This is a genomic window from Shewanella sp. MBTL60-007 (assembly GCF_019654915.1).
Classification (GTDB): domain Bacteria; phylum Pseudomonadota; class Gammaproteobacteria; order Enterobacterales; family Shewanellaceae; genus Shewanella.
Genome location: NZ_BPET01000013.1, coordinates 1 through 16,819, shown reverse-complemented (window position 1 = coordinate 16,819; position 16,819 = coordinate 1). Strand labels below are relative to the sequence as shown.

General features: G+C 43.9%; 16 protein-coding genes, 1 other RNA gene and 1 pseudogene. 10 read left to right on the top strand and 8 right to left on the bottom strand.

Annotation, left to right across the window (positions count from 1 at the left end; genetic code table 11):
* Position 1 precedes the first annotated feature (1 nt).
* From K5Q92_RS06350 to pspF, 4 genes are all read right to left on the bottom strand, one after another.
* Positions 2-892, bottom strand: a complete 891-nt coding sequence (locus K5Q92_RS06350; protein WP_220768188.1) for an ABC transporter permease subunit — start codon at positions 890-892, stop codon at positions 2-4.
* The gene (locus K5Q92_RS06345) at positions 879-1,910 is read right to left on the bottom strand and encodes an ABC transporter permease (protein WP_220768187.1); all 1,032 of its coding nucleotides are present in this window, start codon (positions 1,908-1,910) and stop codon (positions 879-881) included. Before K5Q92_RS06345 ends, K5Q92_RS06350 begins: the two co-directional genes overlap by 14 nt.
* Positions 1,910-3,538 (bottom strand): ABC transporter substrate-binding protein, encoded by a 1,629-nt coding sequence (locus K5Q92_RS06340; protein WP_220768186.1) that lies wholly within the window; start codon positions 3,536-3,538, stop codon positions 1,910-1,912. Before K5Q92_RS06340 ends, K5Q92_RS06345 begins: the two co-directional genes overlap by 1 nt.
* Before the next feature lie 64 nt (positions 3,539-3,602).
* Positions 3,603-4,679: a phage shock protein operon transcriptional activator gene (gene pspF, locus K5Q92_RS06335; protein WP_220768185.1), complete on the bottom strand. Its 1,077-nt coding sequence runs from the start codon at positions 4,677-4,679 to the stop codon at positions 3,603-3,605.
* Between the two features lie 178 nt (positions 4,680-4,857).
* Here pspF and pspA point away from each other — a divergent pair, with 178 nt between their 5' ends.
* The 6 genes from pspA to K5Q92_RS06305 all read left to right on the top strand — a co-directional run bounded on the left by pspA (position 4,858) and on the right by K5Q92_RS06305 (position 10,449).
* Positions 4,858-5,535, top strand: a complete 678-nt coding sequence (gene pspA, locus K5Q92_RS06330) for a phage shock protein PspA (protein WP_220768184.1) — start codon at positions 4,858-4,860, stop codon at positions 5,533-5,535.
* A gap of 22 nt (positions 5,536-5,557) precedes the next feature.
* Positions 5,558-5,791, top strand: a complete 234-nt coding sequence (gene pspB, locus K5Q92_RS06325; RefSeq protein ID WP_220768183.1) for an envelope stress response membrane protein PspB — start codon at positions 5,558-5,560, stop codon at positions 5,789-5,791.
* Between the two features lie 65 nt (positions 5,792-5,856).
* Entirely contained in the window at positions 5,857-6,249 is a 393-nt protein-coding gene (gene pspC / locus K5Q92_RS06320) for an envelope stress response membrane protein PspC (protein WP_220768182.1), read from the top strand.
* A gap of 90 nt (positions 6,250-6,339) precedes the next feature.
* Positions 6,340-7,785: a YcjX family protein gene (locus tag K5Q92_RS06315; protein ID WP_220768181.1), complete on the top strand. Its 1,446-nt coding sequence runs from the start codon at positions 6,340-6,342 to the stop codon at positions 7,783-7,785.
* 20 nt (positions 7,786-7,805) lie between these two features.
* Positions 7,806-8,906 carry a TIGR01620 family protein gene (locus K5Q92_RS06310; protein ID WP_220768180.1) on the top strand — a complete coding sequence of 367 codons (1,101 nt, stop codon included), beginning with the start codon at positions 7,806-7,808 and terminating at the stop codon, positions 8,904-8,906.
* A 361-nt stretch (positions 8,907-9,267) separates the two neighbouring features.
* On the top strand, positions 9,268-10,449 hold the full coding sequence (locus tag K5Q92_RS06305) for a PLP-dependent aspartate aminotransferase family protein (RefSeq protein WP_220768179.1): 1,182 nt from the start codon (positions 9,268-9,270) through the stop codon (positions 10,447-10,449).
* Between the two features lie 75 nt (positions 10,450-10,524).
* Here the strand turns inward: K5Q92_RS06305 and K5Q92_RS06300 are convergent, their stop codons facing one another.
* On the bottom strand, positions 10,525-11,874 hold the full coding sequence (locus tag K5Q92_RS06300) for a DASS family sodium-coupled anion symporter (RefSeq protein ID WP_374758441.1): 1,350 nt from the start codon (positions 11,872-11,874) through the stop codon (positions 10,525-10,527).
* A 433-nt stretch (positions 11,875-12,307) separates the two neighbouring features.
* Between K5Q92_RS06300 and K5Q92_RS06295 the strand changes: the two genes are divergently transcribed.
* From K5Q92_RS06295 to K5Q92_RS06285, 3 genes are all read left to right on the top strand, one after another.
* On the top strand, positions 12,308-12,640 hold the full coding sequence (locus K5Q92_RS06295) for a ComEA family DNA-binding protein (protein WP_220768177.1): 333 nt from the start codon (positions 12,308-12,310) through the stop codon (positions 12,638-12,640).
* A 176-nt stretch (positions 12,641-12,816) separates the two neighbouring features.
* Positions 12,817-12,913: signal recognition particle sRNA small type (gene ffs / locus K5Q92_RS06290), an RNA gene on the top strand.
* Between the two features lie 73 nt (positions 12,914-12,986).
* Positions 12,987-14,246 (top strand): site-specific integrase, encoded by a 1,260-nt coding sequence (locus tag K5Q92_RS06285; RefSeq protein ID WP_220768176.1) that lies wholly within the window; start codon positions 12,987-12,989, stop codon positions 14,244-14,246.
* A gap of 116 nt (positions 14,247-14,362) precedes the next feature.
* Here the strand turns inward: K5Q92_RS06285 and K5Q92_RS06280 are convergent, their stop codons facing one another.
* From K5Q92_RS06280 to K5Q92_RS06270, 3 genes are all read right to left on the bottom strand, one after another.
* Positions 14,363-14,830 carry a hypothetical protein gene (locus tag K5Q92_RS06280; RefSeq protein WP_220768175.1) on the bottom strand — a complete coding sequence of 156 codons (468 nt, stop codon included), beginning with the start codon at positions 14,828-14,830 and terminating at the stop codon, positions 14,363-14,365.
* 50 nt (positions 14,831-14,880) lie between these two features.
* On the bottom strand, positions 14,881-15,465 hold the full coding sequence (locus K5Q92_RS06275; RefSeq protein ID WP_220768174.1) for a hypothetical protein: 585 nt from the start codon (positions 15,463-15,465) through the stop codon (positions 14,881-14,883).
* Between the two features lie 157 nt (positions 15,466-15,622).
* A complete protein-coding gene (locus tag K5Q92_RS06270) occupies positions 15,623-16,075 on the bottom strand; it encodes a hypothetical protein (protein WP_220768173.1) in 453 nt (150 codons plus the stop codon).
* 155 nt (positions 16,076-16,230) lie between these two features.
* On the opposite strand from K5Q92_RS06270, the pseudogene K5Q92_RS06265 reads away from it, so the two are divergent.
* A pseudogene (locus K5Q92_RS06265) lies at positions 16,231-16,819 on the top strand (IS4-like element ISVsa5 family transposase); the annotation flags it as partial.

Genomic DNA, 16,819 nt, shown 5'->3' with positions numbered 1-16,819 from the left:
ATTAGTTTCTGATGGGCGATAACGCCGATCTCAATCCGTCACCAACTAAGTTGATAGCCAACACACTACATAATATAGCGACACCTGGAATCGTTACCGTCCAAGGGGCGGTCAATAAGTTATCGAGTCCTTGTGACACCATGGCTCCCCACTCTGGACTTGGGGCCTGAGCGCCAAGGTTCAAAAATCCTAGGGCGGCAATGTCCAAAATAGCAGCAGAGATAGCGAGTGTGGTTTGAATAATTACTGTTTCCCATACGTTAGGCATAATCACGTACCAGAAGATCTGAATTGAGTTGGCGCCATCGAGTTTCGCCGCAGTCACATAATCTTTTTGCAGCTCCTCATGTACCGCTTGATGAATGGCTCGTACAAATTGCGGAGTCAAGGCGATACCAACGGCCCAAAACACGTTTTCTAGACCAGGTCCCATGACGGCAACAACCAAAATGGCTAAAAGCAGTGACGGAATTGATAATAAGGCGTCCAGTAGGTGGCTTAATATAGAAGACTTAAGGCCCTTCATCATGCCGGAAATAGAGCCGATGATAAAACCAACCACTAATGAGGCGAGTACGATTCCGAGTGCCATGCCAAAAGTCAGGTGAGCGCCATGGAGCAGGCGGCTGAAGATATCTCTGCCTAAGTCATCGGTGCCAAGGAAGTGCTCAACCGTACCGCTTGCATCCCAAGATGGCGGCAACAGCAGCGCTAACGGGTCTTGTTGCTCTGGAGAAAAGGGGGCTATCCAAGGACCAAAAATCGCTAGGGTGAGCATACAACACACAGCCCAAAGGCCTATCAGTGCGAATGGATTATCGGAAAACGCCTGCCATACCTTTTGTGTCGGTGAGAGAATATGGTCTTCTTGATAAATTCTAATTCGCGGCATAGATCTCTTTCCTGCTTAGCGGATTATAAGCGTTGTGTATGACTTCAATTAAGATACTCAGGAATATAATGGTCAATGCGACCCCTAACACACCACCTTGAATAACCGTGTAATCTCGCTGGTAAATACCAGATACCAACCAACTTCCTACGCCTGGCCATGAAAAAATCACCTCAACAATCATGGCATAGCTGGCAAACGTACCTAACATCAGGCCCATATTCTTTAAAACAGGGATCAGCGCGTTTGGCAGTGCATGACGCAATACAATAGTACTGGTATGCAAGCCCCTAGCTTCAGCGGCCTTAATATAGGGCAGCTCCATGATATTTAGCATGGCTGCACGCGTAATACGCACAACCACAGTAAAGGGCAATACTGCCAACGTTATCGAGGGCAAGATGATATGAAATAGTGCATCTTTAAACGCTGAGAACCGATAGACAGAATCCCAAAGTAAGGTATCGATAAGCATAAATCCGGTAACTGGTTCGATTTCGTATAACAGATTATTTCGCCCTGATACGGGAAGCCAACCCAGCTTAACCCCAAACCATAAAGACAGGGTCAGTCCTAACCAAAATACAGGAATGGAGTAGCCTGTTAGGGTGATCGCCATGATGCTGTGTTGGGTAACCTTGTTTTTACTCAGTGACGCAAACACCCCTAGCGGTACGCCGAGCACCACCGCAATTAACCCTGCAACTATTGCAAGCTCAAAAGAGGCTGGAAGCGCCTGAGTTAGCTCATCAATGACAGGGCGCTGAGATGTGATAGAGACACCTAAGTCACCGCTCAAGCGGTTTTTTGCGTAGGCAAAAAATTGCTCCAGCTGGTTTGAGTTTAACTGGTATGCTTCTTCGATATCTTGTATTTGCTCCGATGTCGGGGCTGTAATACCGGTTAGCGCAATGAACTTATTGGTAGGGAAATAGCCCGTCGTGATGAATAGAACCGCTATCAAGACAAAGCTGGTCGCTAGAAATAGATTCAATCTGCGAAGAAGATAACGACCCATTATTGCGTTTCCTCTACTGTAATTTTCTTAGCACGTTCAAATGAGATCCCACCAAAAGGCGTAAGCTGAGTTTGCTTAATATCCTTACTCTTAAAGGTCAGCTGTGTGGCATGAGCAAATGGCATCATAGGAACATGTTCGATAAACAGCGACTCTGCCTGTTGGTATAGGGCTTTTCGCTGCAACTCTGAAGTTGTTGCTTTGGCCTGCGCTAAGATCCTGTCCATCTCTAGATTGCACCACTGGGCACGGTTACTCGATGATTGTAGTGCATCACAGCTCATCATAGGTGAGAAGAAGTTATCGGGATCGCTATTATCGGCATTCCAACCGATTAGCACCGAATCATAGTCATTACGACTGAGCTTTTGGTTAAATACACTCCAATCATAGGTGACGATATTGACGTCTACGCCGATATTGGCCAAATCCGCTTGAATAAGCTCGGCGGTTTTTAGAGCGTTGGGATTATAAATGCGTGCAACAGGCATCGCCCAAATATCGATGCTGAGCTTATCTATGCCTGCTTCATCCAATAATGCCCGTGCTTTTTCAGGGTTATATTGATAAGTGCTCTTATTATAATGATAGGCCCATGATTGCGGTGGTAGCATACCAGTCGCTTTAATTGCCGTCTCTTGGTACACCGCGCGCAGAATATTTTGCTTATCCACGGCATAGGCCAATGCTTGACGCACGCGTACATCATCGAAAGGCTTTTTCTTGGTATTAAATGCCCAAAATGCAACGTTGAAGCCCAATTGAGTATCTAATTCCAGATTGGGATGCTCTTTGATGACGGGTAACTCGCCAGCTTTCGGCAGTGCCGATACATTGCAGTCACCGGTGATTAACTTGGTTAATCTCGCGCTGCTTTGGGGCGTAATATTAAAGACTAATTGCTCAAATTCCGGTAGGGTGCGCCAAAAGTTATCATTGCGGTGATAGCGAATGAGTTCATTCTTCACGTATTTGACCAACTTAAACGGCCCCGTGCCGACGGGCTTTCTATCCAATAGCTCTGGTGTACCTTGGGCGAGAAGGTTATCGGCATACTCTTTAGAAAGAATAACAGAGAAACCTGTGGCCAAGTTTGAAAGGAATGAGGCATCGCTTTGGTTTAGGTGAAATACCACTTCATCATCGGAGACTTTTTCAATTTCGGTGACACTTTGTGCGAAACCGATACTCTGAAAAAACGGATAGCCTGTTTTTGAGATCTTATGATATGGGTTATCACTGTCGATAATTCGATTAAAAGAGAACAACACATCATCGGCATTAAAGTGACGAGTCGGCGTAAATAGTGGTGTTTGATGAAACTGTACCCCATGGCGCAATTTAAAGCGGTAGCTTAGGCCGTCATCAGAGGTTTCCCAAGATGTAGCAAGCGCTGGTACTATTTCACCAGAAACAGGATCGTAATCAACTAGACTGTCGTAGAGTTGTTGCGAGGTCGCATCAATCGTGGTTCCTGAGGTCACCAGTTGAGGATTAAAGGTCTCGGGATTGCCCTCAGAGCAGTAAACTAGCCCTGTAGGAACTTGCTGTGGGCCACAGGCGGTGAGTAACAAGTTAATCGCAGAGATCCCAGTGATTAACTTTATTCTCTTTAGCAGCTGTTTCATTAAGCCATCATTTTTGAGCTGAACGTTATTAGCTATTTTAACAGTGCCCGCTAGCTAACAGCAATTATTTATCCAGCAAGTTGTATTTCTTTAAGATCCCGCGCAGTTGATGATAGCTTAGGCCCAGTAGTTCAGCGGTTTTCTTTTGATTAAATTGCCCAGCTTCTAACGCTTGTTTTAAGATGCGTACCTCACCTTGCTCACAGTGGGTTTTAAAGTCGATAGGAAAGCTTAACGAGGCTTCTGTTTGTGGGCCATTGTTAGCGCTCACTTCAGTACTGCAATCGGCTACAGTAGGCTTGGCATCGTTTGATGGCGTTTGTTGGCGTTCTTTTGTTTTAACGCGTTTTGTTGGTCGATATGGTGAGGCGAAGGGATCGATAATGATCTGTTCAATGGCGGCATGAGTATCGGCATTTCGATAGACACTACGCTCCACTACGTTTTTAAGCTCACGAATATTGCCCGGCCAGTGGTACTCCATCAACTGATTGATAGCACTACTGCTAAAGCCTTCAAATAGTTCAAGCTTTAACTGCCTAGCCATACCAACTGCGAAGTATTCTGCTAATGGCATTATATCCTCGGAGCGGTGCCTGAGTGGTGGTAGGGTGATCACATCGAACGCAAGTCTATCAAGCAGGTCAGCTCTAAACTCACCGGCTTCAGCTAGGGTGGGGAGATCTTCGTTAGCGGCACAGATAAGGCGAACATCAGTCTGTACAGTCTTGCTGCCACCAACTCGTTCAAACTCACCGTACTCAATAACCCGCAGTAATTTTTCTTGAATAAGGCCAGAGGTATTAGCCAGTTCATCTAAAAATAGTGTGCCACCATCGGCGCGCTCAAAACGGCCTTCATGTTTTTTATTGGCGCCAGTAAATGCCCCTGCATCATGGCCAAATAGTTCACTTTCTAGTAAGTTTTCACTTAAGGATGAACAGTTGAGTTTAATAAAGCTCTGATCCCAGCGCTTGGACAAATAGTGTAATCGCTCGGCGATAAGTTCCTTACCTGTGCCGCGCTCACCAATAATTAATACAGGCTTAGATAAAGGCGCCACTTGTGAAATATGTTCAAGGACTTCCAATAGGGCATTGGACTGTCCGATAAGATTATCTTGCTGAAATTGATTGGTCACAGTAAGTTTTAGTCTTTCACGCTAATTATTGGTGAAAATAATAATATGATGCTCAGTTTATAAATGAAAGAAAAAGTTAAAAAATTGTTTAAGTGTCTGTATAATAATTAAAAGTTAAAGTTGGCACGGAATGTGGATTGTAATTATCGAATCCAACGTTAATTTAGAGGAAATCATTATGGGAATCTTTTCACGCTTTGCAGACATCATTAACTCGAATATCAGTGCATTACTCGATAAGGCAGAAGATCCAGAGAAAATGGTGCGTCTGATCATCCAAGAGATGGAAGATACGTTAGTTGAAGTACGCTCTACCTCTGCAAAAGTTTTAGCCGAGAAAAAAGAGATCATTCGCCGTATCGCAAAAGTGCAGGAGCAGGTACAAGATTGGGAAAGCAAAGCCGAGTTAGCCCTGTCTAAAGACCGTGAAGACCTTGCTAAGGCGGCGTTAGTTGAAAAGCAAAAAGCTAACGACCTTGCACAAAACCTAGCAGCCGAATTGGTTGTGGTTGAAGAACACATTCTTCGTCTTAAAGAGGAAGTGAACTTACTGCAAGAGAAGCTAGCCGATGCAAAGGCGCGTCAAAAGACTATTATCATGCGTAAGCAGACTGCTTCATCACGTTTAGAGGTGAAAAAGCAGCTTGATTCAAGCAAGATTGATAATGCGATGAATAAGTTTGAGCAGTATGAGCGCCGTGTTGAAAATCTAGAATCTCAAGTTGATTCTTATGATTTAGGTAACAAGAAGACGCTTAATGATGAATTTGCAGCCCTAGAAGCAGAAGATTCAGTGAATGCAGAGCTTGAAGCGCTTAAGGCGAAAATGAAGGGAAGCAAAACCAAAGCTAAGTAATAAACGAGATCAGAGGTAAGTTATGAACATGGATATTTTGATAGCCCCAATTATTGTTTTTCTGGGATTTGTGGCTCCGATATGGCTGATACTTCATTACCGCAGTAAGCGACAGGTTAGCCAGGGACTTACTGAAGAAGAGTTTAATCAGCTAAATGAATTAATCGCTAAGGCTGATAAGATGTCCCAGCGCATCGAAACCTTAGAAGCCATCCTAGATAGTGAGGCGCCGCAGTGGAGGAGTCGTAATGATTAAACATAATCGATTCACTGCAGTAGGTAAGCATTACTATTTAATTAACTAACAAGGAGGAAGTAGAGATGACCGAAGGTAATAGAACCTTATATCGAATTCCTCAGTCGGGTAAAATTGCGGGTGTTTGCGCAGGCATAGCAGATTATTTTAATTTCGAGACTTGGCTAGTTAGAGTCCTAGCCGCTTCCATCTTTCTATTAGGTGGGTCGGGGATCGTACTGATTATCTATGTGCTGCTTTGGATGATATTGGATATCAAACCCGGCACAGGGAAGAATGATTCTTTAAATAAAGAAATTGGACTAAAGAAGAAAGTTTGGCAGTCTGGCGAGCCAGCTAAAATGGCATTAAGGGATGTAAACAGCCAATTTAGAGCGTTAGAGGTGCGTTTACAGAACCTAGAGCGTCATGTGACTTCTGATAACTACGATCTTAAAGATCAAATTAACAATTTATAGTCAATCATCAATAGCCAATCATCTATAGTTCACTGACGGGGCAGGCTATACTGCCCTAGAACTATCTCATTACGGGTTTCACTTCATTTTATGGCGAGTCTTAAACAGTCACTTAGAAAACTCGGTAAGAATACTCAAGCCGTCGCGCTAAGAACCACAGATAGAAATTTACGATTAGCGGTAACAGGGTTAGCCGGAGCAGGTAAAACGGCCTTTATTACCGGCTTAGTCAATCAATTGCTCCATTCTGGTATTGCTGAGACCAGCTCACCGTTGCCTTTATGGCGAGTAGCTAGAGACGGTAGACTCTATGGTGTTAAGCGCGATATGCAGCCAGACTTGACCATTCCAAGTTTTAATTATGATGGGGCGATAAAGTCTTTAACCACTGATCCTAAATCTTGGCCAGTTTCCACCCGCAATATTAGTGAACTACGACTTGCCATTAAGTACCGTCCAGCAAAAGGCTTGTTAGCTAAAGTCACTGATAGTGCAACTCTCTATTTAGACATTGTCGATTATCCTGGTGAGTGGTTATTGGATCTACCTATGCTAAAGCTATCGTTCCAGCAGTGGTCCAATACTCAACTCGAGCGAAAATCTGTATTTGAACGTTCAGAATATTTTAGCGCATTCTCCAAGGCACTCGATGATGTGGAGCTTGCCAGTCCCGCCGATGAGCTAAAGTTGCAGGAGATAGCAGACCTTTACCAAAAAGTTTTACAGGACTGTGTCAGTAATCATGGGTTTTATTATGCTCAACCGGGTCGCTTATTACTGCCCGGAGAACTCGATGGTACGCCTGTATTGGCGCTGTTTCCGCTGCTTAATATTGGTGAGGATGAGTTTTTATCACTGGAGCAGTCTGCGGAGAATAGTTTCTATCATACATTAAAGAGACGTTACAAAGAGTATGTAAAGCGTGTGGTTAAACCTTTCTATCAAGACTACTTTGCCAAGTTTGATAGGCAACTGGTGCTGGTTGATTGCTTTACACCGCTCAATCGGGGCCGTGCTCAGTTTGATGATATGAAGTCGGCAATTCATGCTGTGATGGAAAGTTTTCACTTCGGTCAATCGAGTCTACTGAAGCGATTATTCTCGCCCAAAATCGACAAGCTACTGTTTGCTGCCAGTAAGGTTGACCATGTGACGCGAGATCAGCAGGCCAATGTATTATCGCTCTTGACTCAGCTTGTGCATCAGAGCCAACAATACGCCAAATTTGAAGGCTGTGAAGTCGAGACCATGGCGATCAGTGCCATTAAATCAACCAATCACGGCATGGTGAAGCAAGATGGCAAAGAGATTGAAGTGGTCCGGGGCTGTGAGCTTGGCCAAGGTCAACCCGTGACGCTGTTTCCCGGAGAAGTGCCTAAGTCTCTACCCGCTGCCGATTTTTGGGATAAGCAGGGATTCGAGTTTATCAACTTCGCCCCCGCGACTAATCAAAATACCCAACGCAGTAATGCCGATTTTGAGCACATACGTTTAGATCATGTGTTGCAGTATTTGCTGGGGGATAAGCTAAAGTGATTTTGAGTAAGTGAGTCATTATGTCACACGATAATAATTCCATAAGAAAGCAGCTGCGATTCGATAGTGATGCTAAAGAGCCTGAACCTAAGCTTGCCCAAGGCATCAGTTTCGAATCAAAAGTTGAGTTTATTGAAACTGAAACGCAGGCGGAACCTGAACTTGACTCGCTTGTCGATGAGCATTTCTCCGGTTTCGACCCCGTTGATTTAGAACAAGATAAACCTGTAAAGTCTAAACGCAGTTGGCTAACCAAACTGTGTTTAGCTGGCGTTGCTCTCGTCATCGCTGTAGAGGGCTTTTTGGGGCTACAGGCCGCATTTTTACAAAGCAGTTGGTTATTTGGGCTTTATGCTTGTGTGAGTGGATTAGTGTTACTTTTGGCGGGCAAAGTCACTTTTGTTGAATGGCGTAAGCTTAAAGCACTTAAACATATCGAAGATAGCCAATCCATAGGTAACCGTTTAGTGCACAGCATGCAGATGGGGGAGGCGGACCCTTTCATCGATGGGATTACTGCCAAGCTGCCAAAAACTAGCGAACTAATGAAGTTCGAACAAAGTATCACGCCAGAACAAAATGATGCTGAGAAGTTGATGTTATTCGACTCTATAGTCTTAACGGAGCGAGACTTAGCCGCTAAGAAAATTGTGCGTCGTTTCGCGCAAGAATCGGCACTACTCCTCGCAGCTAGCCCGCTAGCAGCATTGGATATGGCAATCATTCTTTGGCGTAACCAGAGCATGATTAATAAGCTCGCCGCTTGCTATGGGGTGGAGTTAGGCTATTGGAGCAGAATAAAGTTGATTCGCAGTATTATCGGCAACATCATCTATGCAGGTTCAAGTGAGATTATTACTGATTTAGGCACGCAGTTATTGTCGGTAGAGATGTCAGGTAAACTGTCGGCGAGACTCGGTCAAGGGTTAGGTGGCGGGCTATTAACTGCAAGACTCGGTTATCAAGCCATGGCATTGTGTCGTCCGCTTGAGTTTAATGCCCAGTCTAAGCCTAAGCTCTCTGGGATCCATAAAGAACTGCTGCTTAGTTTGAAAGAGCTCTCGGCGAGCGTACTGTCTAAAACCGTGAAAGCCGAAAAGAGTAAAGTTCATAAAGACTAATGCTTATCGAAATCTAATTGATATCGAAGCGGCGTATCTAAACTAGAGCTCACTATAGCTAGAGCTAATTACAAAAAGTCCAGTTCATCATAGGCCGCCAAACAGCGGCCTAATCATTGTCTATCCTGCCCTTGCAATTCATTCGTTTGTAACAATCGCTTTACAACTGGATTGAGGCAAATCGTATTCAAATAGTATGATCTTTATCCAGAGTAGTTCATCTTGGTTGCGGAACTCACACCAACCTTTGCTGTTTCAATTGTTCTTCTGAATGGGTTGGTTAATTCAGCCAAAAATATTTGCAAAGAACTGATATCAACAACTATTAAAAGATCAGTCGTCATCAAGTTGGGAGAGCATTATGCAAGATAGATGGCAGCTTGCCACAAAAGTGATCCATGCGGGACGTGAACCTAATGAGTCCGGTGCACTAGTGACGCCTCTGTGCCAGAGTGCGACATTCGTATTTGAAAGCGCCGAGCAGGGTGCTGCGAGGTTTTCGGGGAGTGAGCAAGGTTATATTTATACTCGTTTAGGCAATCCGACAACGGCGGAACTTGAGCGTAAAATTGCCGCTCTAGAGGGCAGTGATGCCGCCGCTGCAACCGCTTCTGGGATGGCAGCGGTATCGGCAGCCTTATTAGCAAACTTAAGTCATGGCGATCACTTAGTGGCATCTCATGCCGTCTATGGTTGTACCTTTGCTTTAATGACTTCTCAACTGGCTAAGTTTGGTATCGAGGTTACTCTGGTTGACTTTATCGATGAAGCCGCCATTGAAGCGGCGATAAAGCCCAACACTAAAGTTTTATTTTGCGAGACGCCTGTTAATCCTCATCTGAATGTTTTCAACCTCGATGTTATCGCACGAATCGCTAAGGAGCATAATCTAGTTAGCATAGTGGATAACACCTTTATGACGCCTCTGCTGCAGCAACCGATTAAACATGGCATCGACATTGTTATTCACAGCGCAACAAAGTATCTCAATGGTCACGGTGATGTGATAGCTGGGATTGTGTGTGCCAGTTTCGAACAGATGGAAGTGATTAAGTTTGAAGTGCTTAAGGACGTTGGCGCGGTGATCTCGCCCCATGATGCTTGGTTGATTTTACGGGGGCTAAAAACTTTAGATGTGCGCCTCGAGCGCCACTGTGATAATGCGGAGAAAGTGGCTAGCTATCTTGAGCATCATCCAAAAGTGTCAAATGTGTACTACCCAGGGCTTGAAAGCCATGCAGGGTATAAACTACTAGGCTCACAGATGCGTAGAGCGGGTGGGGTTATCGCCTTTGAGTTAGATGCGAGTCTTGAGCAATCAATCAAGTTTATAAATCAGGTATCACTGTTTTCTATTGCGGTAAGCCTTGGGGATGCAGAGTCATTAATTCAGCACCCGGCATCCATGACGCACTCACCCTATACCGAAGAGGAACGAATTGAGGCTGGGATCACCGATAATCTATTGAGGATCTCTGTCGGTCTCGAATCTGTGGAGGATATTATTCAGGCTCTTGAAGATGGTTTAGCAAACTTGGGCTAGATCCGAGAGTTGAGCTACTGCCTAAATTAAGCATGAGAAGAAAGCCCTGCCAAAGAAAGGCAGGGCGATAATACGCTAAACTTCCCAGAAAGTATGGGCGATGATATAGAGCACGACCATGCTGATAAAGTTGATGATCACACCCGCTTTCATCATCTCAGATTGCTTGATATAACCTGAGCCATAAACAATGGCATTGGGCGGCGTCGCAACAGGCAACATAAAGGCGCAAGAGGCGGCGATACCAATCAAAACGGATAGCATTACAGGAGAGAGGCCGAGAGCTTCGGCAATTGCGGCGAATACAGGAACTAACAGTGCTGCACTGGCTGTGTTACTGGCAAATTCTGTCAGCATCACTACGAAGGCGATTACTGCAAAGGTAAATAGTGCCATATGAGTGTTGCCGAAAATGTCGGTGATCCAGTGAGCTAAGAACACACTTGTGCCAGTCGCTTTTAACACAGCGCTTAAGGTTAATCCGCCCCCGAACAGGATAAGAACCCCCCAGTCTGTTGTCGACTCAATTTTTTTCCACTTAACTAAGCCTAGACCAGCTAAAAGCACGACTGAGCCGAGTGCCACAATAGTATCGAATTTTGAGATTCCACCTAGGGCTTGAGAAATGGGTTTACTGAAGATCCAGCAGCATACTGTAGTGATAAAGATCAGTAGCGTGAGTTGTCCTTGAAAAGTGAGTGATTGCTTCTCAGTTTTAACTTCGCAGATCATAGAGAGATCTGGCTTAAAATACAGGTAGAGTGCAATGAGCATCATCGGCAGCATGATAGCAACGGTGATCAGACCAAACTCAAGCCAATCGGCAAATGAAAGACCCACTTGAGCCGCCGCGATAGCATTTGGTGGACTGCCAACTAAAGTACCAATACCGCCAATATTTGCGGAGTAGGCGATACCTAATAGCAAGAACAGATAGGTACTCTTATGTTTCTTGATATCGATCTGGTGCAAGATCCCAAGTGCTAGTGGTAACATCATCGCAGTCGTAGCGGTGTTGCTGATCCACATAGAAAGAGCCGCGGTGATCCCGAATAGCATCAAGCAGGCGACAGATAAACGGCCTTTTGAGGCTCCCAGAACTTGTTGGGCAATTAATTTATCTATACCTTGGTGGTTTAGCGCAGCAGCTAGCACAAATCCCCCGAAGAACAGATAGATAATGGGGTTAGCAAAGTTGCTCATGGCTGTTTGGGTTTCGAATACACCAAATAGCACAGCTAGAATCGGAATTAAAATAGCGGTGACACTGATATGGATTGCTTCTGTTAACCATAATATTGCCGCGAACACCAGCATTGCCAAGCCTGTGTTGACGCCCTCCTCGAAAGGAAGGAAGTTATACATCAAAAATAATAGCAGGATATCTGCAGCGAGAATGACTAGGTTTTTCTGCTGCTTTGACATTTTGCCATCAGTATTATCGGGTACTTTTGTTGATTCAAATGACATTGGAATGTCCATTATTATTTTAGGTTGGCTCACTCTAGTCGAGGTTTACTTAAGTTCAAAATTTTAAACTCGGTTAAAAACTTTCAAGTTTGACTCGCTTGAAATGTGCTATTTATCACGCTTACCCCGCAATTTAAGATGCATATCACCTTGGCTTGTTTTGTTATTTCGAAATTAATCTGTCAAAGGGGCATTTAATACAGAAGCCATGCAAGTTACTGAAAGTTAGCCGTTATGCTCTAGCTGTGATCGCGATCACTTTAGTTGTGGGTGCTATGTGATGTCGGTCTGCTATTGGCTAAAACCGAGGTCATGATCTACATTAACTTTGTGGCCAAGGAAAAGGGATTGAGGCCACACCTTTAAGGATAAATAAAAGGAGATATTCATGAATAAAGTATTTTTGTCTGTTTTATGCCTATCTAGTGTATTAATGTTCCCCGCTTTAGTGGAAGCTAAAGTAGCAGGCGTGCCAACCTCTCAGGGGCAAGCCAAGCAGTCCAAAGCTAAGCAGTCAGTAGCTAAGTCAGAGTTGATTAAGATTAATAGCGCGACGGCAGAGGAGTTATCGTCTCTCGATGGTATTGGTGAATCGAAAGCTGCTGCAATTGTGGAGTATCGAAAAACCCACGGGAATTTCAGTTCTGTCGAGCAACTGACTAACGTAAAGGGGATTGGTGAGAAATTGATTGAGAAAAACCGCAGTCAATTAAGTTTGTAATGATTTTCGCTTGTTAATACCCTAAAAGCCCTTTTTAAAAGGGCTTTTGTTTATAGAATCATCGATCAAACCAAAACAGGGCCAAGTTGGCTGATTATCACTTGATTGATAGCGGTGCATGGTAGATAATGCAGCCGTTCTTTGGAGTAACACTCCAAAAGAAATCAGTGGTGACCCTAGGGTCCCCCCGCAATGATAACTTGTGAACTCGGCCAGGCCTGGAAGGGAGCAACCGCAGCAAGTGACTCATGTGCCGGGGTGCGGCTCTAGGGGAGCCTCCAAACTAAAGTCTAATCAAAGACTTATCTCAGAAAGACCTCAGGTGATACACTTGGTGGTACACTCGATGAGAAATGGTTTACATAAAACTCCCCCATATTTGTTTCAATCTCGTCATGGCATTTGGTATGCGCGTATAGTCGTACCCGAAGCTCAACAAAGCTCCCTTGGTAAGCGTGAAATCAGAAAGTCGTTAGCGACTAGAGACCGTCTTGAAGCCGTTCGTAAGTCTTGGCAAGTGTTGAGTCAGTTACGCAGTGTTGCTGAAGGTGGCACTCAAGGCACTACTGAGACGGTTCATACTCAAGCCTGTACGCAAGAGACCTTAAGACCAGTCAAGGTTTCAGCTGCCACTATTACTATCCCAAGTAACAACAGTCATCCTAAGCTCCCAAGACTCAGTCAAGTAGCTGAAGAGTTTTGCCAAGAGAAACGTAAGCAAGGCGCTTGGTCATCGCATAGCGAACAGGTTAACCGTCAGACCTATAAAGATATGATTGGGCTTCTAGGTGATATACGTCTTGAACAGTTCACGCTGGCTAAGGCATTAGAGTACAAGCGACACTTCTCATCTAAAGCTGACCTTGCAGTCTCTACAGTTAATAAGCGGCTGACTCGAGTCTCTGCACTATTACAGTGGGCAGCTATTCATTACGGCATCAGTAACCCGATGGTTGGCTTAAGTATTAAGGTGTCGGCAAAGGTTAAAGCCTCTAAGGCTCGAGATGCTTTGAGCGAGACCAAAATCAGACAGCTATTTAGGGAAATCCCATCAACTACTGAGCATAAGATGCCTTATCGTGCATGGTTGCCAAGGCTTGCTGCTTATACTGGTGCAAGGCTAGGGGAATTAGCTCAACTATATATAGATGACTTTACTGTTATTGATGGTTACCCCTGCATCCACATTAGAGCGACACATCCAGATCAGTCCATTAAGACCGCGACCAGTGAACGTGTCATCCCTATTCACCCTAAGCTAATCGCTATGGGCTTCCTTCAGTTTGTTGATAAGCAACAGGCTAGCGGCCACGAGCGACTATTCCCAGAACTCAGGAAGATATCGACTCGTGGTTATTCACATCAGGTCTCTAAATGGTTCTACACCTTTAAGCCTAAGTTAGGCTGGGGTGAGCGAGACACCTTACATGGTATTCGTCATGCTGTGGCTACTCAGCTCAAACATAAAGAGTACAGCTCAGATATGGTCGCTGGTTTGCTTGGTCATTCTCATGGCTCGATTACCTTTGACCGCTATGGTAAAGAGTACAAGATAGAGAACATGTTGAAGCTGGTTAGGGCGTTGGATTGGGGGGGAGTTTATTAATCTTGTGCTAAGCATCGGTCAACAGCAGCACTTTAAGAGTTGAGCTTCTTGTTTCGGGGGGGGGGGCTCTATTTTTACTCATCTAAAGAAGAACTGATTAAACGATGCTTGGTTTGCTAGTCATGATAGATTTCAGTGTAATCAGGGTCTAGTAAGTAGACCATCTCAGATTCGTACATAAACTCTAATCCAAGCTGTCTATATCGTTCCTGTTCGGCAATATAGTCTCTTTCTCTCAATCCCTTACCTTTAGATAGTATTGTGTCATCATGGAAAACAACTACATACTCAAACCCTCGACTCCAAAGCTCATTACTAACAATGGCCTGTTTTACTGCTGAATGGTTCCAACCAAATTGTAGCTGTAGCCACTCAGGGCTAATTCTGTTGCCTGCATATGCTTGTTTGTTATCCTTGAGGTATAGTCCGTCCCCAATTGACACTGTATGGTTTAGTTTATGGCACTTGAATTCAATAACAGTTTTGGTTTCGGGATGGTAAAAATCAGCTTTAGCCTTAAACATTGAGCCGCTATTGTCATCAAAGTCAAAACCTTTAAGAAGGAATTTATTATCGATACTCATTAGGTTTGCGTTCCTACCATGAAAGGCTTGTTCAGCTTTGCTTTGATACATTAAACAACCTCCCAAGGCGGTGTCATATTCGCTTTTGGTTTACCGTTAATATCTAGTTCGGAAATTGTAGCGTAAGGGCTTAATATTGAGCCAAATGCTGGTATAGGGAGGGCTGCTATTTGATACTTAACCCCACAACTCTGTGCAAGCTCTTTTTGAAGTTCATGTGCTCTAGTAATAGCCAGTTCGATGTTAGGTGAATTGGTACTATCAAAGTAGATAAAGTATTCAATAACTTCAGTTTCAATGTTGTTGACCTTAACCGTTTTTGCTACTTCGGCAAGCTCTAAACCAAGCACTAAGTCCAACTCTGAAGCAGAGAGAAGGTCGGTTGTTTCACCTACAGATAGCTCATCTAGTGTTATTGTTGATATGAGTTTCGTATTGGTTAACTCTTGTTGAGTTGCTTCATGGTGGTTGATTGCAGTCCACTTAAAAGCTTGTAGGCTGTTCGATAAGTCTTTGATTAATGTATCACTAGCTTTAACGATAACAGTTTTGTGTTCATCGACGACTTTCTGGATACAGCCTTTAAACTTATTTTCAAAGTTTAAAAGTAGGGTATCTAAGAGAATATTTCTCATCTTTTGGGTTCCTCAGTAATATGTAAAGGACTGATTTGTCCTAAGGCTCGGACAGATGTGTCCGCCTAAATAAAGTTAATAATAACTATAATACGCAGCGCTATCGCTTTGGGCTAAAGCCCTCCGCTTAGCTTGCTTGCACTGAAAAAGGCAAGAGCTATCCATCCCTAATCTCATCTTCTACCTCTTCAGTGTCTTCAACATAGCTGTCATAAAAGTCCGCATTTTCTACGTAGTCAGGCAAGTCGATAATTGCAACATTACACCTCGCCTCTACTAGCTCTATCATTGATTTAGGCATGAGTTCGTAACTATCAGCATCCAACACAACAAACTTACCAAGCTCTTGTATATAAGGTTTTGTTATACCTAACTCAGTCAAAGCCTTGGCTAAGCGTCCTACATGAAAAGGTTCTTTTAGATTAATGGGTTTTACTTTATTAGATATAGGTTCTACTTCTTTAGTATCTAAAGGGGCTGCTTTTGGTTTCCAAGGAAGGTAAGTATCGACTAGTTTTCTACTTATTCCATTTTCTTTTGCTTTGTTTAACCGTGTAATTATCTCAATTTTGTCTGTGTAAAAGTAATCACCAACAGGAGATAGTGGCACAAGGTAGTTGGCGTTATCCCAGTTTGGGAAGGTGACTAGTAATCCGCTCTGAGGAATCCCCTAATGATTTTGATAAAAATCATAAATTTAAGGTAGATGCACATCTTGTCATGTGATCAAATGGTTCTGAGAAAAATCAATAACCAGACAACAAGATGTGCGAACTCGATATTTTACACGACTCTCTTTACCAATTCTGCCCTGAATTGCACTTAAAACGACTCAACAGTTTAACGCTGGCTTGCCACGCATTACTTGAATGTAAAACGCTCACTCTTACCGAACTTGGTCGTAACCTGCCAACGAAAGCCAGAACAAAACATAACATCAAACGAATCGACAGATTGTTAGGTAATCGTCACTTGCACAAAGAGCGACTCGCTGTATACCGTTGGCATGCCAGCTTTATCTGTTCAGGTAATTCGATGCCCATTGTTCTTGTTGACTGGTCTGATATTCGTGAGCAAAAACGGCTTATGGTATTGCGGGCTTCGGTGGCACTACATGGTCGTTCTATTACTCTTTATGAGAAAGCCTTTCCGCTTTCAGAGCAATGTTCAAAGAAGGCTCATGACCAATTTCTAGCCGACCTTGCAAGCATTCTACCGAGTAACACTACACCGCTCATTGTCAGTGATGCTGGCTTTAAAGTGCCATGGTATAAATCCGTTGAAAAGCTAGGTTGGTACTGGTTAAGTCGAGTCAGAGGGAAAGTGCAATATGCAGATTTAGGTGCGGAAAACT